A 25,252-nucleotide genomic window follows, 5' to 3' on the forward strand; every position below is an offset into this window, starting at 1 on the left:
AAGCTGCGTTTTATGGCAGCTTCTCATTTTTTGTAAACCTATCCGGAACCGGATGCTTATCGATTGTTGATCGCAGTTACCAGTGCATCAATAGAGGCACGAATGATATCCTGATCAACACCCGCTCCCCAGGCAAGCGTTCCATCCGGTTTACGGATTCCCACATAAGCGATAGCCTTGGAGGAAGAACTCTGCTCCAGAGCATGCTCCTGATAAGTCTCCAGTGTGTATTTCAGTTCGTAAGCTTTCTTCAGTGCATTGCTTACCGCATCCAGACGACCATTTCCGGAAGCCTCTGTAACGATGGTTTTTCCACGGAATGTAGAAGTAACCCGTGTTACGATGCCGTCTTCCTTCTGCTGGAAATGAGCCTCATTGATGCTGTATGGTTCAACCACATTTTCGAAGGTAGATTTGAACAGGCTGAAGATCTCGTCTGGATGAAGCTCTTTGTGCTTGTGATCGGACACTGCTTTGGCTGCATAGCCCATAGCCTCGCGCATTTTCGGAGGAAGGTTCAGGCCAAACTTTGTCTCCAGTATATAGCCTACGCCGCCCTTTCCGGACTGGCTGTTGATACGGATAACATCTGCGTCGTAGTTTCTTCCCACATCTGTCGGATCGATCGGCAGATACGGAACAGTCCAGTGCTCCAGATCTCCGTTCTCTCTCCAGTGCATACCCTTTGCGATGGCATCCTGATGCGATCCGGAAAATGCAGCAAATACAAGAGCTCCACTGTACGGACTTCTTTCATAGATCTGCATTCCGGTACATTTCTCATAAACCTCACAAATATGCGGCATATCAGAAAAATCAATCTTCGGGTCCACACCCTGGGAATACATATTCATACCAAGCGTTACAATATCCACATTACCGGTACGCTCACCATTTCCGAACAAAGTTCCCTCAATTCGGTCAGCACCTGCAAGAAGACCCATCTCGGAGTCTGCAACGCCACATCCACGATCATTGTGCGGATGAAGAGAAACGATCACGTTTTCACGGTATTTCAGATTATCACACATGTATTCCACCTGACTTGCATACACATGCGGCATAGAATGCTCAACCGTAACAGGCAGGTTGATGATCGCTTTGTTATCTGCAGTGGGCTGCCATACATCCAGAACCGCATTGCACACCTCCAGTGCATACTCCGGCTCTGTTCCCGTAAAGCTCTCCGGGCTGTACTCAAACTGAAAATTGCCTTCTGTCTCATCAGCCAGTTTTTTCAGAAGTGCAGCGCCATCTACTGCGATCTTCAGGATCTCCTCTTTTGATTTTTTGAATACCTGCTCTCGCTGAGATACGGATGTGGAATTGTATACATGAACGATCGCTTTTGGGGCGCCTTTAACAGCTTCAAAAGTCTTACGGATAATATGCTCTCTTGCCTGAGTCAGCACCTGGATCGTTACATCCTTCGGGATCAGATCCTGCTCAATCAGCGTACGGAGAAACTCATACTCTGTCTCAGAAGCAGCCGGAAATCCAACCTCGATCTCTTTAAAACCAATCTTTACAAGAAGCTTGAAAAATTCCACTTTCTGCTCCAGGCTCATCGGGATCACAAGTGCCTGATTTCCGTCACGAAGGTCTACAGAGCACCAGATCGGGGCCTTATCTACATATTCTTTCTCCGCCCATTTCATACATTTCACCGGCGGCATGTAATACTGACGTTTGTACTTGGATGGTGTCATCATTTTGTTTTCCTCCACTTTCTGTTTCCATTAAAATTTCTCTTTGGTTTCTGTTTTTGATATAAAGACATAAAAAAAATCTTCCGACTCTGCAGATTCTGCAAGAGACGAAAGACAACTGCTGTCCTACGCGGTACCACTCTTATTTCATGAATAAAAATTCACACACTTGACAGATACGGAATGTATATACATCCTTATATCCTCTCCGGATAACGGCGGACACCGTCTGCGTCTACTCTCTTATATAATATATAAAGATTTCAGGCAGATGCTCCGAGGCGAGTTCCACAAATCCCTTCCGCTGCTTCTCACCGGCCAGCAGCTCTCTGTGCTCCGTTCTCTTGTGTACTATTCCTCATCTACGCATTTTCTTTTTGAAACTGGTATTAGGTTAACACGTTATGGAAGATTTGTCAACGAAATTTTAACGATGCACCGCGCAAAAATTTCAGTGCATCACTCACGAACAGCAATCCGGGCTGATCCGTTTCTCTGTCTTCCTGCTATCTGCGGCAGACATTATTCGGCTCCCCGCCTGACTGAAAGCTGATGACCAATCCAGTACACAGCCCCGCCAATACCTCCTCCAAGAGTATTATATGTCAGATCAGAAACCTGGAACGTCCCAAGCCTCAGGAAAAGCTGCAGAAGTTCAATGGACAGTGAGAATACAAAGGTAATCTTAAGTCCGGTCCACACAATATTCAAGAATGTTGTTTTTTTCAATATTTTCTTTCCTGCGGTCCAGAACAGCAGGATCGTGAACGGAATGAACAGCATCAGATTCTCAATACACTCAGTTGTGAGATATCTGGTACCATCCTCTCCATATTTCCAGATCCACCAGTTCGCCATCACATCCGAAAGGGGATTCATCCACATATCCCGGTTCAGCAGCGTGCGAAACAAGATCATGGTTGTATAAAAGGTCAGAAAAAACAGCTTCCGAAAAAAAGCATTTCCTCTGAAATACTGCCACCACACGGAAAAAGCGCCCCTGATTCCCCTTCCACCTGTCTCATTATGGTAGGCAAAGAGATAAAAAAACAGTACCATCACAGACAGAATCACAGAAAACCAAAATGGCTGGTACAAAGCTGTCAGTACACTTGTAATAATACTTGATATGATGTCTTTCATTATAAGTCCTTTCACATAAGCCAGACAGCCGACCATTCTTCTGTCCGGCAGCTCTGTCATTATTCCTACCTATATTACTACACTCTTCCCACAAAAGCCAGAAAAAGATATCTCTCACCGCTCTGTCAATCGACCTGCATATCGTTTTTATATTCCTGAAAATGTGAGGGTCATGCGGATATTCGCAATTGAAGTAAGAGACTTACTTAATTCGGCTAAACTGCAATATTTTTTTATTTTTAACAAATTTTTGTTATATTTTACCAGCAAAACATGCTATAGTTCATAGTAAGAAAAACATTTCGGAGGTATTTTTAATGAAACGTGATCTGAAAAAAATCGTAAGCCAGATGACACTGGAAGAAAAAGCCGGCATGTGCTCAGGTCTTGATTTCTGGCATCTGAAACATGTGGAACGCTTGGGGATCCCGGAAGTAATGGTCAGCGACGGCCCTCACGGACTTCGTAAGCAGGATGACAAGGGCGATCATCTTGGAATGAATGACAGCATCAAAGCCGTCTGCTTCCCGCCGGCCGCTTTAAGCACCTGCTCCTTTGACCGCAAGCTGGTGGAAGAAATGGGCAAAACCATCGGAAAAGAAGCTCAGGCCAACGATGTATCCATAGTTCTCGGACCGGCCGTAAACATCAAACGTTCTCCTCTCTGCGGAAGAAACTTCGAATATTATTCTGAGGATCCATATCTCGCAGGTGAGATCGCAGCCGCTTTTATAAACGGAGTACAGTCCCAGCATGTAGGAACCTCTATCAAGCACTTTGCAGCAAACAACCAGGAATATCACCGCATGAGCAATTCTTCCGAGGCTGATGAGCGCACTTTACGTGAGATCTATTTCCCTGCATTCGAAACCGCAGTAAAAAAAGCTCAGCCATACACCTTCATGTGCTCCTACAACCAGATCAACGGCACTTTCGCATCTGAGAATAAATGGCTTCTCACAGATGTTCTCCGCGGTGACTGGGGCTTCAAGGGCTATGTAATGTCCGACTGGGGTGCAGTCAATGACCGCGTCAAAGGTCTTGAGGCAGGTCTTGAGCTGGAAATGCCTTCCTCCAATGGGGTCAACGATGCCCTCATCGTACAGGCCGTAAAAGACGGCTCCCTCAAGGAAGACATTCTTGACCAGGCTGTTGAACGCATTCTACGCATAATTTTTGAATATGCAGACAACCGGGCACCGCAGGAATTCACCATGGAAAAAGACCATGAAGAAGCACGCCACATTGCCGAAGAATCTATGGTTCTTCTGAAAAACGATGAGCAGATCCTCCCTCTGAAAGCATCCGAGAAAATTGCTTTCATCGGCGGTTTTGCAAAGAAGCCTCGTTTCCAGGGCGGCGGAAGCTCTCATATTAACTGCTTCAATATCACAAATGCACTGGATTCCGTTCCTTCCGATGCACAGGTTACTTATGCAGAAGGTTTTCCTGCAGACAAAGATCTCTACGATGACACACTTGCAGCTGAAGCGATCAAAACTGCTGCCGCCGCTGACAAGGTTGTGATCTTCGCCGGACTTCCGGACAGCTTTGAATCTGAAGGATACGATCGTTCCCACATGAGGCTTCCTGAATGCCAGAACCGTCTCATTGCTGAGATCCTTAAAGTACAGCCGAATACCGTGATCGTCCTCCACAACGGTTCCCCCGTGGAGATGCCATGGCTCAATGATATAAAAGGCCTTCTGGAAGCATACCTCGGCGGTCAGGCAGGCGGTACCGCTGTCGCAAACATCCTTTACGGAAAAGTAAATCCCAGCGGCAAGCTTGCCGAGACAATGCCGCTCAAGCTCTCCGACAATCCATCCTACCTGAACTTCGGCGGTGGTGAAAAGGTTGAATACCGTGAAGGCGTATTCGTAGGCTATCGCTACTACGATACAAAAGAAATGGATGTAGCATATCCGTTTGGCTATGGACTCTCCTACACTACCTTTGCCTGCAGCGACCTGAAGATCTCCAATGAAAATCCTACAGACAAAGACACCATCACCGTTTCGGTTGATGTAACAAACACAGGAAATATGGCAGGAAAAGAAGTCGTACAGCTCTATGTCAAAGACTGTACCAGTTCCGCGATCCGTCCGGAAAAAGAGCTCAAGGGCTTCGAAAAAGTTTTCCTGAACCCAGGCGAGACCAAAACAGTAACCATGGAGCTGGACAAGAGAAGCTTCGCATGGTACAATACAGAACTTCACGACTGGTTCGCAGCCAGCGGCGAATATAAGCTCCTTGTTGGTACCTCTTCCAGAGATATCCCTCTTGAAGGCAGGATCCATCTGAACAGCAGCCAGGAACTTCCGATGCATGTTCATATGAATACTACCCTGGGCGAACTGTTCCGCAACCCGAAAACAAGCGAAACAGCAAAAGAACTGACAGCAAAATATATCTCAGCCATGAACGTTGGTGAAGAATCTTCTTCTGAAGCCGCTTCCGAAGCGGTCACCGAAGAAATGACAGAAGCCATGACCGACTCCATGCCATTACGTGCGCTGGTAAGTTTTGGCGGGTACTCCAGAGAAGAACTTACAGAAATTATTGAAAAATTAAATAAACTGGTATAATTTCACAGGACATCATCCGCCGAACGAATTATACTTACATAAAAAGCTGCATAAAACGGCATAAAAAGCGACATAATTGGACCGCTATGGCAGTTTCAGATCGCTTGACAAGCATTAAAGCGGATGTTATCATTACATATGGTTCAAAATCTTGGATCAAACAACAGAATAATCCGAAAAAAATCACTGTCGCTTAATTTAACATTAAGCGGCAGTTTTCACATTCTCTTCATTTTCCTTTCACACAATGCACACATTTTTTTACTATATTATTAACTGTAGATAGCAAATGCTAAACAATCTTTTTCTTTTTCATACTTTTTTGCCGGGAGTCCGCACAACTCCCGGCCTCCTTTTTTTATTCTTCAGGTAATTCGCCTGCATTTTCTATTATTATTAAAGATATAAAAATATGTCTTGTTTTTTCTTATTATATATATTATACTAGTTAAGAACTTATTGTTCCCGTCCATTTTGTTCTGCTAACTTGAAAATTTAAATTCCAGTGAAAGAGGCGGTGGAATTTAAATAAAAAATTTACGTCCATTTTGTTCTTTGATAATTTCATAGACTTCACACTCGAAACATGATACAATATCCGCACAGAGAAATATGCGGTACAATTTTTATAGGAGGATGCGCATATGCTAGATCAGAAAGATTTGGAATTATTAGCCGGTATGATAAACCCGATCAATGTCCAGTTGGGCAATATAAATAACCGATTAGATGGTATCGACGCTCGTCTCGATGCTATGGATGTTCGTTTTGACGGTATCGACGCTCGTCTTGATGCTATGGATGTTCGTTTTGATGAAATAGATGCCCGCTTCAACCGGGTAGAAAACAGACTTGAAATGATCGATCTGAAATGTGATACCAACAGAAAACGCCTGGACGACCTTTCACTGGATGTTAAGCTTGCAGAACGAGATATCCGAAAAGATATCAAGAATTTACAGGACACAACAGAAACTCTTGTCGTTGTACTTCAGGGAAGAGGTATTTTACCTGACCCAGGTAACACAATACAGACAGCCTGATCATATCATGTAAAGAGTGTGAAGCCTATGAAAGTATCAAGGGATCACGCTCTTTATTATCATCCATACAACCATCTTTCTCCTCAAAAAATGGTTGCATTTACAATTCGTTTATGTTATAGTTATATGCGTTGCGGGGTATGGCGTAGCTTGGTAGCGCGCACGGCTGGGGGCCGTGAGGTCGCAGGTTCAAATCCTGTTGCCCCGATATTTCTAACAAATTCAAGGATTTCCGAGGTCTGATGACTTCGGATTTTTTTATTACCTTACTATTTTTCGAAAGGAAGGTTTTGCATGCAGGATAATCTGTCTCTTTATCATATTTTTTATACGGTAGCACGTACCGGCAGTATCTCCCACAGTTCCCGGGACCTTTATATCAGTCAGCCTGCTATCAGCAAGGCGATCCAGAAGCTGGAGCAGAATCTGGATACCATTCTTTTTAAACGCAGTTCCCGGGGTGTCACTCTGACCCCGGACGGTGAGCTTCTTTTTGAAAAAGTAAAAGAAGCTCTTTCACTTCTGGATGAAGGAGAAAATTCCATTCGCCATAACCGTTCCCGGGACATTCCAAAGCTGCGTCTGGGCGCCAGTTCTACTCTTACCAGATATGTACTGCTCTCCCACCTGGAAAACTATATTGCACGTTTTCCTCATGTACGTATCACAATTTCCTGCCAGTCTACTTATCAGACGCTGCAGCTTCTGGATGAGGAAAAAATCGATCTGGGACTCATCGGACGGCCGCAGAAGCTTCGGGGATATTATTTTCAGCCTCTTTTGAAAATCCAGGATACCTTTGTCTGTACACAGCAGTATCTGGAAAATCAGAAAAAGCTCTATCCGGATGAACCTCTGATCCAGGCAGCAACTTTCATGATGCTAGATGAGGACAATATTACACGTCAGACCGTAAACACTCAGCTGAAAGAACATCATGTGGAATTAAGCCATATTCTGGAAGTAACAACTATGGATCTTCTGATCCAGTTTGCGGAAATTGGTCTTGGGATTGCATGTGTGATCCGTGATTTTGTAAAAAAAGAGCTGGAAGAAGGAACTCTGGTGGAAGTACTGGTAGGATTTTCTTTTCCGCTGCGTGAGATCGGGTTTGTATGCAGACAGAAAGATGCTGATTCGGCTTTGATCGCGCCATTTTTTGATGATGAAACAGAGCATCCGGATAAATAAAGGAATGTAAAAAAAATCCCATCTGATCATTGCGACCAGATGGGATTTTTAAATTTCAAAAAAGTTTCCTGCCACTGTATTACGTGTGTGACTTTTTTGACTCAAACTTCGCTACGCTTCGTTCGAGTAGCACAAAATTTATTGCACCTGCAATAAATTTTGCTTAGTTATTAATAAGCTTATCCTCGCCGTTCCAGCTGTAGAGTTTACGGATCTCCTCGCCGACTTTCTCAGACTGATGCTCAGAAGCTAATTTTCTCATAGCCTTGAAGTGTACCTGTGCACCTGCATCGGACATGTCGAGTAAGAACTCTTTTGCGAATGTACCATCCTGGATATCGGAAAGAACTTTCTTCATTGCTTTCTTTGTATCCTCTGTGATGATCTTCGGTCCTGTGATGTAATCGCCATACTCAGCTGTATTGGAGATAGAATATCTCATTCCGGCGAATCCTGACTGGTAGATCAGGTCAACGATCAGTTTCATCTCATGGATACACTCGAAGTATGCGTTTCTTGGGTCATAACCAGCTTCAACAAGTGTCTCGAAACCAGCCTGCATAAGTGCGCAAACACCACCGCAAAGTACAGCCTGCTCACCGAAGAGGTCTGTCTCTGTCTCTGTACGGAATGTTGTCTCAAGAACACCAGCTCTTGCTCCGCCGATTCCAAGTGCATATGCAAGTGCGATATCCTGAGCTTTACCTGTAGCATCCTGCTCTACAGCGATCAGACAAGGAACACCTTTACCAGCCTGATACTCGCTTCTTACTGTATGTCCAGGTCCTTTCGGCGCGATCATTGTAACATCAACATATGCTGGTGGTTTGATGCATCCGAAATGAATGTTGAAGCCATGAGCGAACATAAGCATGTTGCCTTCCTCAAGGTTCGGCTCGATATCCTTCTTGTAAAGTGCAGCCTGTTTCTCATCGTTGATCAGGATCATGATGATATCTGCTTTTTTAGCTGCTTCAGCAGATGTATATACCTCGAAGCCCTGCTCCTCAGCTTTTTTCCAGGATTTGCTTCCTTTGTAAAGACCGATGATTACATTACATCCGGACTCTTTAAGGTTCAGTGCATGTGCATGTCCCTGGCTTCCGTATCCAATAATCGCAATTGTCTTACCATCTAATAATCCAAGATTACAGTCTTCCTGGTAAAAAATCTTATTTGCCATTTTACTTTCCTCCTCTGATGTTTACAACATCTTCTTCATAAAAATTATTTATCGTTAAGAGAGTAGCTGCTCTCCTAGCAAACATATGTAAAAATTTTTACAGGTACCGGACATCGTCACTGCCTCGTGACAGACCTGTGATTCCCGTTCTTGCAAGCTCAAGGATCTCATAGTCAGCCATCAGCTCCACAAACGCCTGCAACTTGTTCTGGCTTCCGGTCATCTCCATAATAAGAGAATCCTTACTTACATCCACCACCTTGGCACGGAAGATATCTGCAACAGAAAGAGCTCCCTGTCTCTGTTCCGGCTTCACAGCAACCTTGACGAGCATCAGCTCACGGGCAACGCTGTCGTCCTGTTCAAGGACCTTAACATCCCGTACATCTTCCTGCTTCGCCAGCTGCTTGGTGATCTGCTGGAGCATCTGATCATCTCCCTCACAGACAACTGTCATACGGGAATATCTCTGATCTGCAGTCACTCCTGCGGTAATGCTGTCAATATTATATCCACGGCGGCTGAAAAGACCAGCCACACGGCTAAGGACTCCGGAGGTATTATCCACAAGGATGGATAGTATTCTCTTTTCCATAATACACCTGCTTTCAACACTTTTATGTATAGAAAACCGACTTCGTCAGTTAACGCTTTAATCTAATAAACCCTTGCTTTCTTACCATTATAACAACTTCGAAAATTTTGTCAATCAAAATTTCCTGCAAAATTCCTTCAGGATGATAAGAAATGTTTTTATCCTCAGATCAGATATTTTTTCTTAAGCTCCTCGGATGCCTTTGGTGTCAGATAGAGTTTTTTCCGAAGGAATCTTTCAATTCCTCCGTTTTCTTTTTCGATGACATCAAAAACTGTATTGATATAAGACTCCTTCACCTGATAGAAGGCTTTCAGATCTGCAAGCTTCCGGCTGTTTTCCGGCCAGTCTGCCCGGTAAAGCCTGCGCATATATTTCAGTTCATCTTCCAGACATGGATTCGACCGCATATAATCCCTTCGTATCGTTTCCTTAGGTACACCCAAAGCAAAGAGCAAAAGTGCTGTTCCGACTCCTGTCCGGTCTTCTCCTGTGGCACTGTGAAAAACAACAGCTCCATTCTTTACATGAAGCAGGACATCCAGAAAACGTGCATACTGCTTCAGAGAATACTCATCCGTAACGAAATTCCGGTACCAGTCCTGCATATACTGGTCTACATCACCATAGCAGGACATCACATGTTCAAAAAAGCTATTTCCGCTGCTGTCCTCATCCCGGATTGGAATGTGATAATACTCCACTCCTGCCATGATATCATCCGGTTTTTTCTTTACTTCTGCATCTGACCGGAAATCAATCACTGTTTTTACATTATATTCTTCTGAAAGGATCCGATTGTCTGCAGCAGAAGCATGATAGATTTCTCCGCTGCGCAAAAGCTTTCTGGGAAGAATATGCGAACCGTCTACTGTCATCAATGCACCCAGATCTCTTGTATTCGGAAGATTCTGAAGCGGAAGCCTGCTTCCTTTTGGAAAACCAACCGCAAGATCCGGATTCAGTACTTTAAGAAGCTGAAGGCAATCCTGTACCTCCTGCTCTGTCATATCAAATTTATAACGCTTCTGACGTCTGGTTATGATCACCAGATAATTGATGATCAGCTGCTTTTCACCGGTTTTATCGGTTCCCTCACGGCGCATGTACGCCCAGAGAATATCTTTACACGGAAGACTGTTGAGCATCATATGTCTGGTAAACACAAAAAAGCCATCTTCGATCCGTATTTTTCCGTATCTCATTTTCTTTCCTTTCTCCTTCTCAACCCCTGTGCTGCTTTCTTCGCAACACTTTTTATCATACCAGAAATCTCCAGTCCCGTATACCTCGTTTGACAATTTTCGTAGTTTGGATATAATAAACAGAGAAATTTTACCACAGGGAGGCTTTCTTTTATGGACAATCTTATTTTCTGTCTGAATGTTACCGTGCCCATCTTTCTTACACTGCTCCTGGGATATTTTTTCCGGAGGATCGGACTGTTTGATGAAACATTTGTCAATCGTATGAACAAATTTGTGTTTGTCATCCCCCTGCCTGTGCTTCTGTTTCAGGACATCGCTAAAATCGATATCTATGAGGCCTGGGATCCCAAGATGGTTCTTTTCTGTTTTGCGATCACATCGCTCAGTATTATGATCTCCGTGCTCCTGTCCCGTTTTCTCCACCCTTCCGATATCCGGGGCGAGTTTATCCAGGCATCCTACCGCAGCAGCGCAGCGATCCTTGGTATCGCCATTATCCAGAACCTTTACGGAAATGCAGGTATGGCACCACTGATGATCATTGCCAGCGTCCCTCTTTACAATGTAATGGCTGTTGTAGTTCTCTCTGTCTTTAAACCAGGTCAGGGAAAAATAGATGGTACCGTTCTGAAGCGCACTTTAAAGGGAATTGTCACCAATCCCATCATTCTCGGCATTGCAGCCGGTACACTCTGGTCCCTTCTTCGTCTTCCATTTCCGAAGATCCTGGACTCTACGGCAGGCAATCTTGCAAAAACCGCCACTCCTCTTGGCCTCATGGCTATGGGCGGATCTCTGCACTTCGGAAAAGCCTTTTCCCGGCTGAAAGCATCTGTTGCCTGTACATTTATGAAACTTGTCGGTTATGAAGCACTTTTTCTTCCTCTTGCCATCCGTTGCGGTTTTACAAAGGACAAGCTGGTTTCCATCATTATCATGCTGGGGTCTGCCAGCACCGTTACCTGCTTTGTCATGGCAAAAAACATGGGACATGAGGGTTCTTTTTCTTCGGGAGTCGTGCTTCTTACCACATTATTCAGTGCCTTTACCCTGACACTCTGGCTGTTTATCTGCAAAGGTCTGGGACTGATCTGATATTGCAGCTTCTGCATATTATCTACCCGAAAAAATCTGTAACATAAAATGCTGTAAGAACTATGATTTCTGGTTCTTACAGCATTTTTTTATAAAAGCATATTCACATAAAGCTATCATTTCTGATGTGGATGTTTCTGTTCTTACAATCTCATAGCTTACAAAACAAACGAAGCATTCTCTCAGATCAGCTTCAGATATTTCAAGCCATCCCGAATGCCGTAGTGGAACATATCAGACGTAACATAATCTGCCAGTTCTTTGATCTTCGGAGAAGCATTTCCCATGGCAACCTTTGTTGCAGCGTATTCAAACATGGCAAGATCATTGTTGCTGTCTCCAAAAACAACGGTATTCTCCCACGGAATATCAAACAGGCGGATCACAGCTGCGATCCCAACAGCCTTGTTAAAGCCCTTTGGCACCAGTTCAATGGTATTTCCCACAAACGAACTGCTGCCTTCATGGCGGATGATATCATAGTATTCTGATAAAATGGATAACGCTGCCTCCGCATCACATCCCTCCGTCATTTTTGCACTGATCTTATTGATCCGCATACAATCCTCATTTCCACGGATAGGCCTCCATTTATCGCCCAGGGATTCTGTGATCAGACTGGCATACCAGTTCACTTCATCGGTATACTCCTCTTTGTCATAATACATAAAATCCGCGCCTTCCATTACCGGGATCAGTCCGTATTTTCTGAGAACCTCCACAGAAAGCTTTGCAACCTCCGGCGTCATCTCTTTATTAAAAAGTCTCTTCCCGTCCTTCTCAATGGTGGATCCGCAGGCACTGATCATTCCGGTAAAAGGGATCTGCTCCAGATACCAGGATACAAACGCACGACTTCTTCCTGTGCAGAGCCACGCTTCATGTCCGTTATCTACCAGCGCACGGATGGCTTCTATGGCACTGTCCGGCACTCCTTTTTTCATATCACAGACTGTTCCGTCCGCATCAAAAAATACTGCTTTTCTGCTCATTTTCCTGTCCTCCGATATCACCTGTAAAATACCTTTGCCGCACGGATCAGGCTTTCCGTATCTTTCACTCCGGCTGTTTCATAAGCGGAATGCATCGCCAGCTGCGGCAGACCGATATCGACCGTATTTATGGCTGCCTGGGTATTGGAAATATTTCCCAGAGTGGAACCACCGGCAATATCGGAACGGTTCACAAATGTCTGATATGGCACATCTGCTTCTCTGCAGAGTTCCTTAAAGATTGCTGTGGAAATCCCATCGGTACAATATTTCTGATTGGCATTATATTTGATCACAATTCCACCATTCATCACCGGACGGTTTACAGGATCTGCCTTGTCTGTATAATTCGGATGTAATGCATGTGCATTGTCCGCAGAGATCATAAAGCTCTCTGCAAGGGCCATCAGATAACTTTCCTGATCTCCGCCAAGGGCCAGATTGATACGAAACAGTACATCTTTAAGAAATGTGGATGCAGCTCCCTGCCTGGTAGTGCTTCCCACTTCTTCATTATCCAGTACACAGTGGACTGCAATGACCTTCTTCTTATCTGCCTGAAGAAAGCCTTCCATTGAAGCGAAAGCACACTGCAGATCATCTAATCTTGGACTGGAAACAAATTCATTCCTGGATCCCCAGATCGTTCCGGGCATCCGGTTATAGAGAAACAGATCATGGCCCAGGATATCCTCCGGACGGATCTCTGCCTCTTCTGCCAGCATCCGCATGAAGTTTCCTTTTTCGCCACTGCCACTGTACAATGGAAGCATATCCTTCTGGACATTATAATGATAGCCTCCGTTAATATCTCGGTTCATATGGATCGCAAGGCTCGGGATCATGACCAGATCTCTATCAATATCTACAAGCTTTTCCAGAATTTTTCCGTTTTTGTGGACGATCATGCGGCCTGCCACAGAAAGGGGACGGTCAAACCAGGTAGAAAGGATCATTCCTCCGTACCGCTCCACATTCAGTTTCACATAAGCTCCGTTTACAGACATCTCCGGATTTTCTTTTATTTTAAAAGACGGAGAGTCACTGTGACTTGCAATGATATGATATCTCCTGCAGTCATTGACAGGAATGGAAAATCCGATGATCGCGGAATGATTTCTCATGACAAAATATTTTCCGCCCTTTTCCAGCTCCCAGCGCTCCTCTTCCTTCAATTCTGTAAAGCCTTCCTCCAAAAAACGTCTTCTTGTTTCCTCTGCCGCCTGAAAGGCTGTAGGACTTTTACTGATAAATTCCAGCAGTTTTTCTGTTGTTTCTTCGTACATAATCTTCTCCTCTGTCGGCCCGGTAATATCCAGGCTGTTATGCTATTACCCATTATACGGCAAAACTTTTTTCAGGGCAATATCTCAGATTTCTGCACTCTTTCGTACCCACATATGCTGCACAAGCTTATCCCCAAGCTTATTTACGAGCATAGTATAAATTGAACTAAATACATTGGCTCCAATACGGAGCAGCACTGCTGCCGGCATTCCAAACAGTCCTGATGCAATGGACAGTGCTCCAAATGTATTAAATGCAGTCTGCCACGCATAACCTGCGGAATATCCCACACCGATTCCTCCGATCATTCCAATATAGGGATACATAGATTCCGGAAGTATCAGATAAAGCACTGCAAACAAAATACAGCCAACGATATTGAACATCCCCCTTTTTCCGGCTCTTCCCTTGCAGTCCTCGGTAAACGGCAAGCACACGGACATACAAGCAATTCCGGCCCACATTGCTCTTGGAAGTCCCAAAAGAGACATGATCAGCATAGCGCTGGAAACGATCAGCGTCAGTCTTAAATACCACCTGCCTCTTGCAGAATGCAGGTCAAATTCCCGGAACAGGTCCAGAAATGTCCTGCGATACGGGCGGTTTTTCTGATTCTTATAAAAAACTACCATGCAGAGAACCATTCCGGCCAAAAGCCCCTCTACACGAAGCAGATACGCCTTTCCGGTTACGTCATATCCCATCAGAAGCAGATATCCGAGAACAAATGTGGAATGGTTATACATAATTACATTATGGCATCCCAGGATCATCAGTAACAGGATGCTTATCGCATTAACAAAAAATGCCGGTACCGGTGAAACCATATTGGATAATCTCGGTCCTGCGATCAGAATACAGAAAATCCCGGCAATAGACAACAATCCGTGGGACGTCCGGATTCCGAAATCCGCCTGTCTTAAAACCAGCACTGCCAGTAGTACGGTTACTCCTACAACACTGTTGTCATTGCCGGTTATCTTACTGTACAATGTCACAACCGCCACACAAAATACCATGACAAGATACACTTTAAAATTATAGATCAGAATATGCCTTCTTTTCTCCTTTTTGTCTGTGGTATTTCTGATCAGCTGTTTTGATCCGGTTGAGCTTAACTGCAGTTCCTGATAAAATGTCATTTTCATCACTCCTTTTGTAAAGCAGACATTCTCATTTCGCTTTTTTCACATGCTCATAAACGCAATCTCTTTACAATTTACGTTCAAAGATACAAACAGCCATTATACTTGGTTTATTCTAAAACGTCAAATATTTTTTCTGAAATCATGTTCACGCATTACACCTCAGCCCCGATCAGATCACTCCGAAAATGGCCAGGAACATTTTTATTATTTTTATATTTACTGCAGCTCCGCTATCCTAGTCACTGCTACATAAATGTCCTGTATCTTATACCAGGTTGGATAATCCACCACTCCGGATGCGGGAAGTCCGAATATATTCTGGAATTTTTTTACAGATGCAGCAGTAGCCGGACCATAAATACCATCCACAGTCACTGACGGGATGGCAGGATAGGCTTTTGCTATGGCATTAAGCTGTTCCTGGATCTGCTGTACCTTTTCTCCGGTAACACCGATAGTCAGGTCATATCCCGGCCAGGACGCGGGAATCCCGGAAACTGCTTCCGCCACATTGATATACATATCGTTTCCATAGAAGCTCCGCAGGATCTCAATTGCGGAATATCCCTGATCTCCCAGAGCTTTGCTTCCCCACTGGGTCATCCATCCCCGGTTCCTGCACTGCACCTGGTGTCCGTCACAGTACTGGGTCAGGATCGGCTGACGTACATCCGGTCTGGAAAGGTAGTTTTCAAAAAGTTCATCCACGATCCGGTCGATACTCTCAAAAATATTCCTGCCATGGATCCATTTGTGGTCGTATGCTGTGGAGGATGTAATGGTGAAATCATAACCCTTATTTCGGTACCACTCTGTATAAACTCTGTTCAGAGTAAACGACATAATTGCCAGAACATTGGCACGTATCGTGTCCTCCGGCCAAGTTGCGTAGATCTCACTGCTGGCCACGTTTTTGATATAATCCTTATATCTTACATAATAATCCTGTGCAGAGGTATCCCCTATTGGCCCGTCGTGGACTACGATATACTCCGGGATCACCACTTTGTTTAATACGATCTCGCCGGTTTCATTTATCGGCTTGATCTCTGCTTCCGGATTTTTGGGAGGATATTCCCCAAAAAGCGTATGGGGTCCGATGACGATCCGCTGATAGTCCTCTCCACTACCCTGCTGTCTGCTAAGGGATGCTCCCTGCCTGGCAATGGAATGGGGAAGAACTTCTGTCCCGGCAACTTCTTTTGGTGTAAAACCTTCTGCACTGATCCGAACTGTATATTCTGCATAAGGCTGCTGCTCCACCGGTTTCATGCTGTATTCCAGTGGAGGAGCTGCTAGCTCCAGCATGGGCGTTTTTCCGGAGGAATCCGTACGGATTTCTTCGATCACAGTATCCGGGACTCCTGTGTACGAGATCCGCACTGTAGCATTTTCCACCGGACGGTTACTGGCACTGTCCAGCACCGTCACCTGCAGCTGTCCCTGATCCGGCATATCCTGCTGCATGGAAATATAAGAATGATTTTTCATAAACAGAGGCTCCTTTTTGTGCCTGAAAGCACACTGGTTCTCTGCTAGTATATGTACAGAATCTCAAAATGCCATATCTCCTACTGTGCTTCCTCCCAGTAATCTTCCGCATCCTGGATATCATCAAACTCATCTGCATGATCATAATAAAAATCTTCCGGATCATCATAATCCTGCACATCGTACATATCTTTTCTGTCATTATTCCTGCTGGTATTTCCACGGTAAGTTTTTTTCCCGGATGTTGTGGATGAAACAAATTCCACTACACTGCTGACCCGTCCGTTTCTGCAGACTGCCATGAATTTTTTTGCTCCATTGCTGTTATACCACATATATCTGTACTGAATGTCCTGTGTTCTTTTTCCCGGTGTGTCCCGCCAGTAATGTTCTGTTCTTTTCTCTTTTGCCCTTCCCAGAAGCGTAATGTTTATGTATTTTTCTTTCATTCCCTTATATGGCTCATCCTCCTTTCGCATTCTTTCTTCCTCTTCTTTTTCCTTCTGTGCCATATATTTTTTGTATTGTTCTTCTGTATCTTTCTGGGCCTTCCTCATTTCTTCTATATATTTGCTACTGTACTCATCTCCCTTTGGAACATACCATATAAGCTTATGCAGCTCCTCAATTCCTTCTCCATTCTGAACAGCATCGCAAAACTTTGCATATTGGATAATATATTTTACATCCTCATAATATCCCGGAAGTTTTTCCAGCAGCTCTATCGCCTCATCATATTTGCCTGCATCCATGCATTCTTCCGCTTTTTCATAACATTCCCTGTTCTGTTTTTCCTTAAATTCCTCATTTTTGATCTGGATTGCCTCTTCTGCCTTTGTAGCCAGAAAAGGAACTGCTATAACAACTGCTATCAATGCCGCCAGTATTAAAATATCCTTTTTCAAATTTACATATCCCCCTTTACTCTGATGCCTTTATTATATAATAAATATCTGCACAAAAAAAGTGCTGTATCATCTACTCACAGATCATACAGCACTTGATAGTTATTGTTCACTCCGTTCTCAGTAACACTTGATATTTACCTTCTTCCGCCAGATATCAGAATATCTTCAGAATATCATTATACATAACGATAACCATCAACGCCATCAAAAGCATCAACCCCGCAAAATGGATCATGCCTTCTACCTGACGGTTTACCGGTTTTCTCCGAATCGCTTCTGCCACCAGAAATACCAACCTTCCTCCATCCAGTGCAGGAAGAGGAAGAAGGTTCATCACTCCCAGGTTTGCAGAAAGAAGAACTGCCATATTCAACAAATTCATCCAGATCATCAGCGTTCCCTCACTCTTGGACTGTTCGTAAGTGTCGCCAATGGCATCCGCAATACCCACAGGACCACTTAAGTCTTTCATTCCAAGGTGACCGGTCACAAGCTCTTTCAGGCTTAAGATCGTAGTACGGATCATGTATTTCACTTCCACAGCACCATATTTCAGAACATTAAAGCCGGAAGTCTTTTCACTGTATGTGTTATATCCGAAACCGGAAACCGGTGTTCTGTATTCCCTTGGTGTTATCTCTGCCTCATATTCCAGTCCGTTACGCTCATAGGTGATCGTCACAGGTTCCTTGGATAACGGATGCTCCTCGATGTATTTTTCATATGCATTTCCGTCCGGAACCTCCACACCGTTGATCTTCGTGATCACATCGCCGGCTTCCAGACCTGCCTCTTCCAGTGGCATTCCCTTGATCAGTGATTCCACTGTCATGGAATTTACATCGGAACGGTTAAAGCCAAGAAGATACCGCACATTTACATCTGGTTTATAGGAAATCTCCTGTTCCTTTCCATCACGTTTTACTTTCAGCCGGATGGTATCTCCCTCTTTCAGTTCGTTGAGATACGAATATACATAAAGATCTTTCCCCAGATCAATATGATAGCCCTGATATTCCGTGATCACATCACCCTTTTTCAATCCTGCCTTTTCCGCAGCAGAATTTTGGGTTACTTCTAATACGGTTGCCGGATCATAGCCCATACAGCCTACAATGATCACAGACAAAACAAATGCCAGCAGAAAATTAAATATCGGACCTGCAGCAACCACTGCGATCCTGCCCCACACAGGAGCCGAATTAAAGGTTCCCGGACTGTCATCTTCCGCATCCTCTCCGGCCATGGCGCAGGAACCTCCAAGAGGAAACAGTTTCACGGAATAACGTGTGCCGCCCTTTACCGTACTTATGATCCTGGGTCCCATACCAAGAGAAAATTCCAATACCTCGATATGGTTCTTTTTTGCCAGAAGAAAATGTCCCAGCTCATGGATCAGTATCACAACACTGAAAATAATTACAGCAATCACAAATTTCAATTTACCACCTGCTTTCGATCCACTGATAAGTATCCTGCTCTACAGAAAGGATCTCATCCAGATCCGGATGTGCGATTTTTTTATGTCTTTCCATAGACTGTGCAATAATCTCATAAATATCCAGAAAGCCGATCTTTTCCTCCAGGAATTTCTTTACTGCAAGCTCATTGGCTGCATTAAAGACAGTCGGCATACTTCCGCCCTCCCGGGATGCCTGGATCGCCATAGGAAGTCCCCGGAATGTCTCCATATCCGGAACCTCAAATGTGATCTCATGAAGCTTCGTAAAATCAAGGCGGTCTCCGTCCAGATATCGTCTGTGCGGATAGTACAGAGCGTACTGGATCGGAAGTCTCATATCCGGAGTTCCAAGCTGTGCCATGATCGCACCATCCTTAAACTCCACCATGGAATGGATGATACTCTGCGGCTGCACCACCACCTGAATATGATCCAGATCCATGTCAAACAGCCATTTGGCTTCCATAACTTCCAGCCCTTTGTTTACCAGGGTTGCGGAATCTACGGTGATCTTTCGTCCCATTACCCAGTTTGGATGCTTCAGAGTATCTGCAACAGTGACCCTTCGCAGCTCTTCTGTGGTACGTCCGCGGAAGGGACCACCGGATGCCGTGATCAGAAGCTTGTGGATCTCTTTGTTTTCTTCTCCGTGGATAGCCTGGAAAATAGCGCTGTGTTCACTGTCTACCGGAAGGATAGATACGCCATATTTCTTTGCCATGGGCATGATCAGATGACCGGCTGTGACAAGGGTTTCCTTATTTGCCAGGGCAATGTCCTTTCCGGCACGGATTCCCTCCATGGTAGGACGGATCCCGATCATTCCCACGATCGCAGTGACAAGAATTTCTGATTCCGGCATGGACGCAAGCTCCAGAAGTCCCTCCATTCCGCTGACTACCTTTGTATCCGTGTCCGCAATACGCGTTTTCAGATCCCAGGCTGCTTCTTCATCCCAGACTGCTGCCAGAAGCGGATGAAACTCACGGATCTGCTCTTCCAGCTTCTCCACACTTTTGCCTGCACTGACTGCAACAACCCGAAGGTCTTCGTTTTTTCTTGCCACATCCAGTGTCTGGGTCCCGATGGAGCCGGTAGAACCTAAGATTGCAATATTCTTCATTTTAATGTCTCCTAAATTCCAAGAATCATTTTTGCAAGATAGTAAATAACAGGGGCTGTGATGATCACACTGTCAAAACGGTCCAGGATTCCTCCATGGCCCGGGATCAGCTTTCCATAGTCCTTGATGTTCTGGTTTCTTTTGATCGCAGATGCAGCCAGATCACCCACCATGGAGATCAGAGCTCCAACTGCGCAGATCAAGGCATACTCAGCCATTTTTCCCTGTGTTGCTGCTGCATAAATCACTCCAAGAAGCGCCGCTCCCGCAACGCCTCCTACAGCTCCCTCGATGGATTTCTTCGGGCTTAAAACCGGCGCCATTTTATGCTTTCCGATAAGCATTCCCACACAGTAAGCACAGGTGTCACATCCCCAGGAGCACAGGAATATCAGCCATACCAGGAATTTTCCGTCCGGAAGGCTTCTGGTAAGATAGATAAAGGAAAGCATCACAGCAACATATACAACTCCAAAAAATGCTGCCATCACCTGTTCTGCATGGTATTTCGGATAACCGAATACATAAACAAACAGGATCAGGATCATACTGATGATGATCGCCATTGTTCCGTAATTTCCAAAATCAGCTTTCATGGCAATATAATAAAGCACTGCTCCAAGATATCCTACAAGTTCCAGCACAGTAACATGCTCATCGCTTACCTTCATTACCTTGTAAAGCTCTCTCATTCCGATCAGTGAAACAGCCAGAAGTGTAAAAAATAAGATCCAGCTTCCGGAAATGATAGTTGCCAGGGCAATAATGACAAGGACGATACCACTTATCAGTCTTGTCTTAAACATGATCTACTCCTCCTTGACGCCACCGTAGCGTCTGTCTCTCTGATTGTATTTCTCGATGGCTTTGATCAGCTCTTCTTTATTGAAATCCGGCCATGCAACCGGTGTAAAATAAAACTCGGAATAGGCAAGCTGCCAAAGCAGGAAATTGGAAAGCCGCTGCTCACCGCTTGTGCGGATCAAAAGATCCGGATCCGGTACACCTGCAGTATCCAGATAGCTCTCAATCGTATCTTCTGTAATGCCATCCGGCTCAACTTTTCCGTCTTTTACATCCTGTGCCATCTTCTGCATTCCACGGCGGATCTCATCACGGCTTCCGTAATTTAATGCCAGCTGAAAATAAATACCGTCAAAATCTTTGGAATATTCCTCCAGTTCCCGGACACTCTGCTGGATATCCGGTGCAAAGGCAGTAACATCTCCGATGACTTTCATCTTCATATTATTTTTCTTGGAAATCTTGATACATTTCTTAAGATAACCGCGGAACAGTTTCATCAGTGCTTCCACTTCTTCTCTGGAGCGTTTCCAGTTTTCTGTGGAAAAAGCGTAAACCGTAAGATATTTCACCCCAAGGTCTTTGATATCATAACAAATGTTTTCAAGATTGGCGCATCCCTTTACATGTCCGTAGGTTCTCGGCATTCCTCGTTCCTTTGCCCAACGTCCGTTTCCGTCCAGAATGATCGCGATATGATTTGGTACGTTCATAAATCTCCTCCATACAGAAAGAGAGCTTCTTCAAAGAAGCCCTCTCTATCCTCGTATTTCTTACAATTATACAGTCAGAATCTCTTTAGACTTGTTCTCGATCGCCTTGTCAACTTCCTTGATGTACTTATCTGTAAGTTTCTGGATCTGATCCTCAAGCTCTTTGATCTCATCCTCAGAAACATCCTGTTTTGCAAGTTTCTTAAATGCATCGTTGGCATCACGACGGATATTTCTTACTGCAACCTTGGCACCCTCGCCTTTTTTCTTAACGTCCTTCACCAGCTCTTTACGACGCTCCTCGGTAAGCTCCGGGAAAACAAGACGGATCATTTTTCCATCGTTGCTCGGGTTTAATCCCAGATCAGAGCAAAGGATCGCTTTCTCGATTGCTTTGATCATGCTGGATTCCCACGGCTGGATCTGGATCATACGTGCCTCCGGTACAGAAATGTTTGCAACCTGCTGGAGCGGAGTCGGTGCTCCATAATAATCTACGGTAAGTTTGTCAAGAATATGCGGGTTTGCACGGCCGGCTCTGATGGTTGTCAGCTCACTCTCCAAAGCATTCAGTGTTTTTCCCATTTTTGTTTCGTATACCTGAATTCTCTCATCCATTTCACATATCTCCCTGTATGGTTTTTTTTATTATTCCCTTTTGATCACACGGTTACCTTTGTTCCGGAGAACTTGCCATGTACGGTATTGACGATGCTGTCCTTTTCATCAAGACCGAATACCAGCATCGGCATCTTCTGCTCCATACACATGATGGAAGCGGTAAGATCCATAGCTGCCAGCTTCTTTGCAACTACTTCATCGATGGAAATCTCATCATACTTCTTGGCATCCGGATTTACCTTCGGATCACTGTCATAGATTCCATCAACAGCCTTGGCAAGAAGAATGGCATCTGCGCCGATCTCAACAGCACGAAGTACAGTAGCTGTATCTGTAGAGAAATACGGATGGCCGGTACCACCTGCAAAGAATACAACCTTTCCTTCTGCGAAGCTCTCTTCTACAGCATCCTTGGAATAAAGTGTGGTAAATGCACCACATACAAACGGGGTAAACACCTCTGTCTTAAGTCCCACATATCTGCAGATGTCAGACACATAGATACAGTTCATGATAGTAGCAAGCATGCCGATCTGATCCGCCTTGCTTCTGTCCATGGCTCCGCTGGTACGTCCTCTCCAGAAGTTTCCACCTCCGATCACGATACCAACCTGAAGTCCTTCATCCACGATCGTCTTGATCTGTTTGGCAACCTCTGTAACAGTTGCTTCATCAAAGCCTCTCTTCTGCTCTCCTGCAAGAGCCTCTCCGCTTAATTTCAGTAATACTCTTTTCATATGTTTATTCTCCTTTACCATACGCCGGATACAACTTCATTGCCGTCATTGTCAAAAGTTGTGGATACCGTAAACGTATCATAATAATAATAACCTGTCTTACCGGACTCCGGCTCGTCCTCATAATCACTGCCATTTGGGCTGCCGCATGCATTCTCAAGCTCAGACATGGACTGACCGATATATCTTGCTGCTACAGATGCCGGATCATCCTCGCCGGATGGTGCTTCCGTAGGATCCGCATCGGAAGAATCAGAGGAAGCTGGTGCAGATGTTGGATCCGGTGTGGATGTGGAGTCCGAACTGCCGGACGAACTGCTGTCTGTACTGTCTCCATTATCATCAGAACTCTCCGGAGTCGGAGTCACAGCCGTACTGTCTGAAGAATCTGTACTGTCACTGTCACTTTCACTGTCATCCTCAATGCCAAGCCTTGCCTTTACATCCTTCAGGGTAGACACCTCCTTGGTGCTTCCGCTCGCCAGATATGTAGCATATGGGATTCCGTCTTCACCCTCACCATCCATACACAGGCTCAGCTGTGAGATCGTCAGAAGCGGCAGCTGGCGGAAGAAACATTCATTCTGCTCTTCGTCAGAAAATGTGATCCTTACATCAAAGCTTGTTGCTGTATCTCCGTTATCGTCCTTCTGGCTCTTCTCCATATAATAAACAGCCTTGTCGTTGGAAGCCAGTGTGAATTTACCATTTACAAGATCGCTTCCCCAGGTCTCATCACTGTCATCGCCATCATCTCTGGTAGGACGGACATAAATTGCAGAAATCGTGGAATTCATCTTATTGGTAAATACAATACTGGTAGTGGTCTCACTCTTGGTTCCCATTACGTTCTTGATATTTGCTGTTTCATCCGTAGAGGTCTGCATCTCCACCACATCCGTTTTCGCAGCTTCCGTTACCGTCGGGGTTGCCGTTGCCTCCACCTTCTGCTCCGGTGCCACAGAGTTCTTCTTTCCGCAACCGGCTGCAAGCATGCTCGCTGCAAGAATTCCGGCAAGAATCAAATAACGTTTTTTCATTATATCTCCTCCATATAAAATGGTCCTATTCGCTGTCAGGTTTTCCTTTTCTATTATTACAGAGTATCACTTTCTTGTCAACCTGACCGTTCTGAATTTCACAGAATCTTTAGATATTTTAAACTATGTCAAAAATTGGAACAGCTGAGGTCAGAACCCGTTTTCCCTTCGCTGTCTGCGCATATCACGGCGCATTTTCGCAGCTTCATTCCGGGCTTTTTCCGCTTCTGTGGTAATGATCAATTCCGGCACCTGGATCGGTTTCTGGTCTTCATCTACAGCCACCATCACAAAAAATGCCCGGTTTACAGTATGACGCATGCCATCCGGCTGTTCCACATACGTATCGATCTCGACCTCCATGGAAGTTCTTCCCACATAAGTCACATATCCCTTAAGTACTACGATCTCTCCCTCATAGATCGCATGCTTGAACTGAAGATTGTCCACTGCCGCAGTTACCACCCGATATGTCTCCGCATGACGCATAGCTACCACTCCGGCAACCTCATCCAGCCACTGCATCAGTGCTCCGCCAAAAAGTCTTCCGCCTCCGTTCAGATGCTGCTGCATGATCAGATGAACCTGCTCCGTCATCGATGCTTCTACCGTTTTTTTACGTCTTTCCTGTACCTCTGTCATTTCTCATTCCCCGCATTTTATCATACTTTTACTTTTTCAGTTGAAACCAGCCGATCAATAAAGATTTTTTACTTTAAAGTCTCGCTCCGCTTCTCTTCTCTGATCCTTCTTCGCAATATCCTGGCGCTTGTCATAAAGCTTTTTACCACGTGCCATGCCAATCTCTATTTTTACCAGGCTGTCCTTGAAATAAACCTTCAGTGGTACCAAAGTCAATCCTTTTTCCTTTAATTTAGCTTCGATCTTATTGATCTCGTAGCGATGCAGCAAAAGCTTACGCACACGAAGAGGATCTTTGTTAAAAATGTTTCCTTTCTCATAAGGAGTGATATGCATTCCATATACATAAACTTCTCCGTTTTCCACACGGACAAAGGCCTCCTTGATGCTGCATTTACCGGAACGTAAGGATTTCACCTCGGTTCCTGCAAGTGCGATCCCGGCCTCATAAGTATCCTCGATAAAATAATCATGAAAAGCCTTTTTATTATTTGCGATCAGTTTCATTCCTGTTTTTTTTGCCATTTCG

At 44.7% G+C, this 25,252-nt stretch carries 23 protein-coding genes, 1 tRNA gene and 1 other annotated feature; of the genes, 5 read left to right on the top strand and 19 right to left on the bottom strand.

The genetic code is table 11. The features are described from left to right. Positions 1–56 precede the first annotated feature (56 nt). A complete protein-coding gene (locus BN3261_RS12020; protein ID WP_173722725.1) occupies positions 57–1,712 on the bottom strand; it encodes a 2-isopropylmalate synthase in 1,656 nt (551 codons plus the stop codon). 97 nt (positions 1,713–1,809) lie between these two features. Next, positions 1,810–2,083, bottom strand: a binding site (T-box leader). Positions 2,084–2,231: 148 nt separating this feature from the next. Beyond that, complete coding sequence (locus tag BN3261_RS12025; protein WP_235812378.1) at positions 2,232–2,912, bottom strand: VanZ family protein; 681 nt, start codon at positions 2,910–2,912, stop codon at positions 2,232–2,234. Between the two features lie 257 nt (positions 2,913–3,169). Here BN3261_RS12025 and BN3261_RS12030 point away from each other — a divergent pair, with 257 nt between their 5' ends. The 4 genes from BN3261_RS12030 (at position 3,170) to BN3261_RS12045 (ending at position 7,674) form a co-directional block, all read left to right on the top strand. Then, positions 3,170–5,440 carry a glycoside hydrolase family 3 C-terminal domain-containing protein gene (locus BN3261_RS12030; RefSeq protein ID WP_059086361.1) on the top strand — a complete coding sequence of 757 codons (2,271 nt, stop codon included), beginning with the start codon at positions 3,170–3,172 and terminating at the stop codon, positions 5,438–5,440. 644 nt (positions 5,441–6,084) lie between these two features. Further along, positions 6,085–6,483: a hypothetical protein gene (locus BN3261_RS12035; RefSeq protein ID WP_059086362.1), complete on the top strand. Its 399-nt coding sequence runs from the start codon at positions 6,085–6,087 to the stop codon at positions 6,481–6,483. 134 nt (positions 6,484–6,617) lie between these two features. Beyond that, positions 6,618–6,691: transfer RNA gene (locus tag BN3261_RS12040), tRNA-Pro, on the top strand. A gap of 86 nt (positions 6,692–6,777) precedes the next feature. Then, the gene (locus BN3261_RS12045) at positions 6,778–7,674 is read left to right on the top strand and encodes a LysR family transcriptional regulator (protein ID WP_059086363.1); all 897 of its coding nucleotides are present in this window, start codon (positions 6,778–6,780) and stop codon (positions 7,672–7,674) included. Between the two features lie 163 nt (positions 7,675–7,837). Here the strand turns inward: BN3261_RS12045 and ilvC are convergent, their stop codons facing one another. The 3 genes from ilvC to BN3261_RS12060 form a co-directional block, all read right to left on the bottom strand. Then, positions 7,838–8,857 carry a ketol-acid reductoisomerase gene (gene ilvC, locus BN3261_RS12050; protein WP_059086364.1) on the bottom strand — a complete coding sequence of 340 codons (1,020 nt, stop codon included), beginning with the start codon at positions 8,855–8,857 and terminating at the stop codon, positions 7,838–7,840. Positions 8,858–8,954: 97 nt separating this feature from the next. Beyond that, positions 8,955–9,452: an acetolactate synthase small subunit gene (ilvN, locus tag BN3261_RS12055; protein WP_021652933.1), complete on the bottom strand. Its 498-nt coding sequence runs from the start codon at positions 9,450–9,452 to the stop codon at positions 8,955–8,957. 164 nt (positions 9,453–9,616) lie between these two features. Further along, a complete protein-coding gene (locus BN3261_RS12060; protein ID WP_059086365.1) occupies positions 9,617–10,657 on the bottom strand; it encodes a tyrosine-protein phosphatase in 1,041 nt (346 codons plus the stop codon). A 153-nt stretch (positions 10,658–10,810) separates the two neighbouring features. On the opposite strand from BN3261_RS12060, the gene BN3261_RS12065 reads away from it, so the two are divergent. Then, positions 10,811–11,755 (top strand): AEC family transporter, encoded by a 945-nt coding sequence (locus BN3261_RS12065; protein WP_021652936.1) that lies wholly within the window; start codon positions 10,811–10,813, stop codon positions 11,753–11,755. A gap of 182 nt (positions 11,756–11,937) precedes the next feature. Here the strand turns inward: BN3261_RS12065 and BN3261_RS12070 are convergent, their stop codons facing one another. From BN3261_RS12070 to smpB, 14 genes are all read right to left on the bottom strand, one after another. Then, positions 11,938–12,747: a Cof-type HAD-IIB family hydrolase gene (locus tag BN3261_RS12070; RefSeq protein ID WP_015526778.1), complete on the bottom strand. Its 810-nt coding sequence runs from the start codon at positions 12,745–12,747 to the stop codon at positions 11,938–11,940. A 17-nt stretch (positions 12,748–12,764) separates the two neighbouring features. Further along, positions 12,765–14,033 (bottom strand): M18 family aminopeptidase, encoded by a 1,269-nt coding sequence (locus BN3261_RS12075; protein WP_022426517.1) that lies wholly within the window; start codon positions 14,031–14,033, stop codon positions 12,765–12,767. Between the two features lie 84 nt (positions 14,034–14,117). Beyond that, a complete protein-coding gene (locus BN3261_RS12080; protein ID WP_059086366.1) occupies positions 14,118–15,176 on the bottom strand; it encodes an FUSC family protein in 1,059 nt (352 codons plus the stop codon). Between the two features lie 222 nt (positions 15,177–15,398). Beyond that, positions 15,399–16,673 carry a peptidoglycan-binding protein gene (locus BN3261_RS12085; RefSeq protein ID WP_059086367.1) on the bottom strand — a complete coding sequence of 425 codons (1,275 nt, stop codon included), beginning with the start codon at positions 16,671–16,673 and terminating at the stop codon, positions 15,399–15,401. An 80-nt stretch (positions 16,674–16,753) separates the two neighbouring features. Further along, positions 16,754–17,578, bottom strand: a complete 825-nt coding sequence (locus BN3261_RS12090) for an outer membrane protein assembly factor BamD (protein WP_059086368.1) — start codon at positions 17,576–17,578, stop codon at positions 16,754–16,756. A gap of 157 nt (positions 17,579–17,735) precedes the next feature. After that, positions 17,736–19,013: an RIP metalloprotease RseP gene (rseP, locus tag BN3261_RS12095; RefSeq protein ID WP_286188484.1), complete on the bottom strand. Its 1,278-nt coding sequence runs from the start codon at positions 19,011–19,013 to the stop codon at positions 17,736–17,738. Positions 19,014–19,023: 10 nt separating this feature from the next. Then, the gene (gene dxr, locus BN3261_RS12100) at positions 19,024–20,166 is read right to left on the bottom strand and encodes a 1-deoxy-D-xylulose-5-phosphate reductoisomerase (RefSeq protein WP_059086370.1); all 1,143 of its coding nucleotides are present in this window, start codon (positions 20,164–20,166) and stop codon (positions 19,024–19,026) included. A gap of 11 nt (positions 20,167–20,177) precedes the next feature. Further along, the gene (locus tag BN3261_RS12105; RefSeq protein ID WP_015526783.1) at positions 20,178–20,972 is read right to left on the bottom strand and encodes a phosphatidate cytidylyltransferase; all 795 of its coding nucleotides are present in this window, start codon (positions 20,970–20,972) and stop codon (positions 20,178–20,180) included. A 3-nt stretch (positions 20,973–20,975) separates the two neighbouring features. Beyond that, on the bottom strand, positions 20,976–21,683 hold the full coding sequence (locus tag BN3261_RS12110) for an undecaprenyl pyrophosphate synthase (protein WP_015526784.1): 708 nt from the start codon (positions 21,681–21,683) through the stop codon (positions 20,976–20,978). Between the two features lie 66 nt (positions 21,684–21,749). Then, positions 21,750–22,301: a ribosome recycling factor gene (frr, locus tag BN3261_RS12115; RefSeq protein WP_015526785.1), complete on the bottom strand. Its 552-nt coding sequence runs from the start codon at positions 22,299–22,301 to the stop codon at positions 21,750–21,752. Positions 22,302–22,345: 44 nt separating this feature from the next. Beyond that, a complete protein-coding gene (gene pyrH / locus BN3261_RS12120; protein ID WP_021976283.1) occupies positions 22,346–23,041 on the bottom strand; it encodes a UMP kinase in 696 nt (231 codons plus the stop codon). Between the two features lie 14 nt (positions 23,042–23,055). Beyond that, positions 23,056–24,081, bottom strand: a complete 1,026-nt coding sequence (locus tag BN3261_RS12125; RefSeq protein WP_022426542.1) for a hypothetical protein — start codon at positions 24,079–24,081, stop codon at positions 23,056–23,058. A 150-nt stretch (positions 24,082–24,231) separates the two neighbouring features. Then, positions 24,232–24,723 carry an acyl-CoA thioesterase gene (locus tag BN3261_RS12130; protein ID WP_021652953.1) on the bottom strand — a complete coding sequence of 164 codons (492 nt, stop codon included), beginning with the start codon at positions 24,721–24,723 and terminating at the stop codon, positions 24,232–24,234. 54 nt (positions 24,724–24,777) lie between these two features. Then, positions 24,778–25,248: an SsrA-binding protein SmpB gene (smpB, locus tag BN3261_RS12135; RefSeq protein ID WP_021652954.1), complete on the bottom strand. Its 471-nt coding sequence runs from the start codon at positions 25,246–25,248 to the stop codon at positions 24,778–24,780. Positions 25,249–25,252: the final 4 nt, after the last annotated feature.

Origin of the sequence: Blautia massiliensis (ex Durand et al. 2017) (assembly GCF_001487165.1) — a bacterium.
Classification (GTDB): Bacteria; Bacillota; Clostridia; order Lachnospirales; family Lachnospiraceae; genus Blautia_A; species Blautia_A fusiformis.

Bases quoted from the DNA above. Each gene is read 5' to 3' on its own strand.
- BN3261_RS12105 (WP_015526783.1), bottom strand. From the start codon at position 20,972: ATGTTTAAGACAAGACTGATAAGTGGTATCGTCCTTGTCATTATTGCC.
- ilvN (WP_021652933.1), bottom strand. From the start codon at position 9,452: ATGGAAAAGAGAATACTATCCATCCTTGTGGATAATACCTCCGGAGTC.
- BN3261_RS12045 (WP_059086363.1), top strand. From the start codon at position 6,778: ATGCAGGATAATCTGTCTCTTTATCATATTTTTTATACGGTAGCACGT.
- frr (WP_015526785.1), bottom strand. From the start codon at position 22,301: ATGGATGAGAGAATTCAGGTATACGAAACAAAAATGGGAAAAACACTG.
- BN3261_RS12075 (WP_022426517.1), bottom strand. From the start codon at position 14,033: ATGTACGAAGAAACAACAGAAAAACTGCTGGAATTTATCAGTAAAAGT.
- pyrH (WP_021976283.1), bottom strand. From the start codon at position 23,041: ATGAAAAGAGTATTACTGAAATTAAGCGGAGAGGCTCTTGCAGGAGAG.
- BN3261_RS12025 (WP_235812378.1), bottom strand. From the start codon at position 2,912: ATGACAGAGCTGCCGGACAGAAGAATGGTCGGCTGTCTGGCTTATGTG.
- BN3261_RS12070 (WP_015526778.1), bottom strand. From the start codon at position 12,747: ATGAGCAGAAAAGCAGTATTTTTTGATGCGGACGGAACAGTCTGTGAT.
- BN3261_RS12035 (WP_059086362.1), top strand. From the start codon at position 6,085: ATGCTAGATCAGAAAGATTTGGAATTATTAGCCGGTATGATAAACCCG.
- BN3261_RS12080 (WP_059086366.1), bottom strand. From the start codon at position 15,176: ATGACATTTTATCAGGAACTGCAGTTAAGCTCAACCGGATCAAAACAG.
- dxr (WP_059086370.1), bottom strand. From the start codon at position 20,166: ATGAAGAATATTGCAATCTTAGGTTCTACCGGCTCCATCGGGACCCAG.
- BN3261_RS12130 (WP_021652953.1), bottom strand. From the start codon at position 24,723: ATGACAGAGGTACAGGAAAGACGTAAAAAAACGGTAGAAGCATCGATG.
- BN3261_RS12030 (WP_059086361.1), top strand. From the start codon at position 3,170: ATGAAACGTGATCTGAAAAAAATCGTAAGCCAGATGACACTGGAAGAA.
- BN3261_RS12065 (WP_021652936.1), top strand. From the start codon at position 10,811: ATGGACAATCTTATTTTCTGTCTGAATGTTACCGTGCCCATCTTTCTT.
- BN3261_RS12110 (WP_015526784.1), bottom strand. From the start codon at position 21,683: ATGAACGTACCAAATCATATCGCGATCATTCTGGACGGAAACGGACGT.
- BN3261_RS12060 (WP_059086365.1), bottom strand. From the start codon at position 10,657: ATGAGATACGGAAAAATACGGATCGAAGATGGCTTTTTTGTGTTTACC.
- BN3261_RS12020 (WP_173722725.1), bottom strand. From the start codon at position 1,712: ATGATGACACCATCCAAGTACAAACGTCAGTATTACATGCCGCCGGTG.
- BN3261_RS12085 (WP_059086367.1), bottom strand. From the start codon at position 16,673: ATGAAAAATCATTCTTATATTTCCATGCAGCAGGATATGCCGGATCAG.
- ilvC (WP_059086364.1), bottom strand. From the start codon at position 8,857: ATGGCAAATAAGATTTTTTACCAGGAAGACTGTAATCTTGGATTATTA.
- smpB (WP_021652954.1), bottom strand. From the start codon at position 25,248: ATGGCAAAAAAAACAGGAATGAAACTGATCGCAAATAATAAAAAGGCT.
- BN3261_RS12125 (WP_022426542.1), bottom strand. From the start codon at position 24,081: ATGAAAAAACGTTATTTGATTCTTGCCGGAATTCTTGCAGCGAGCATG.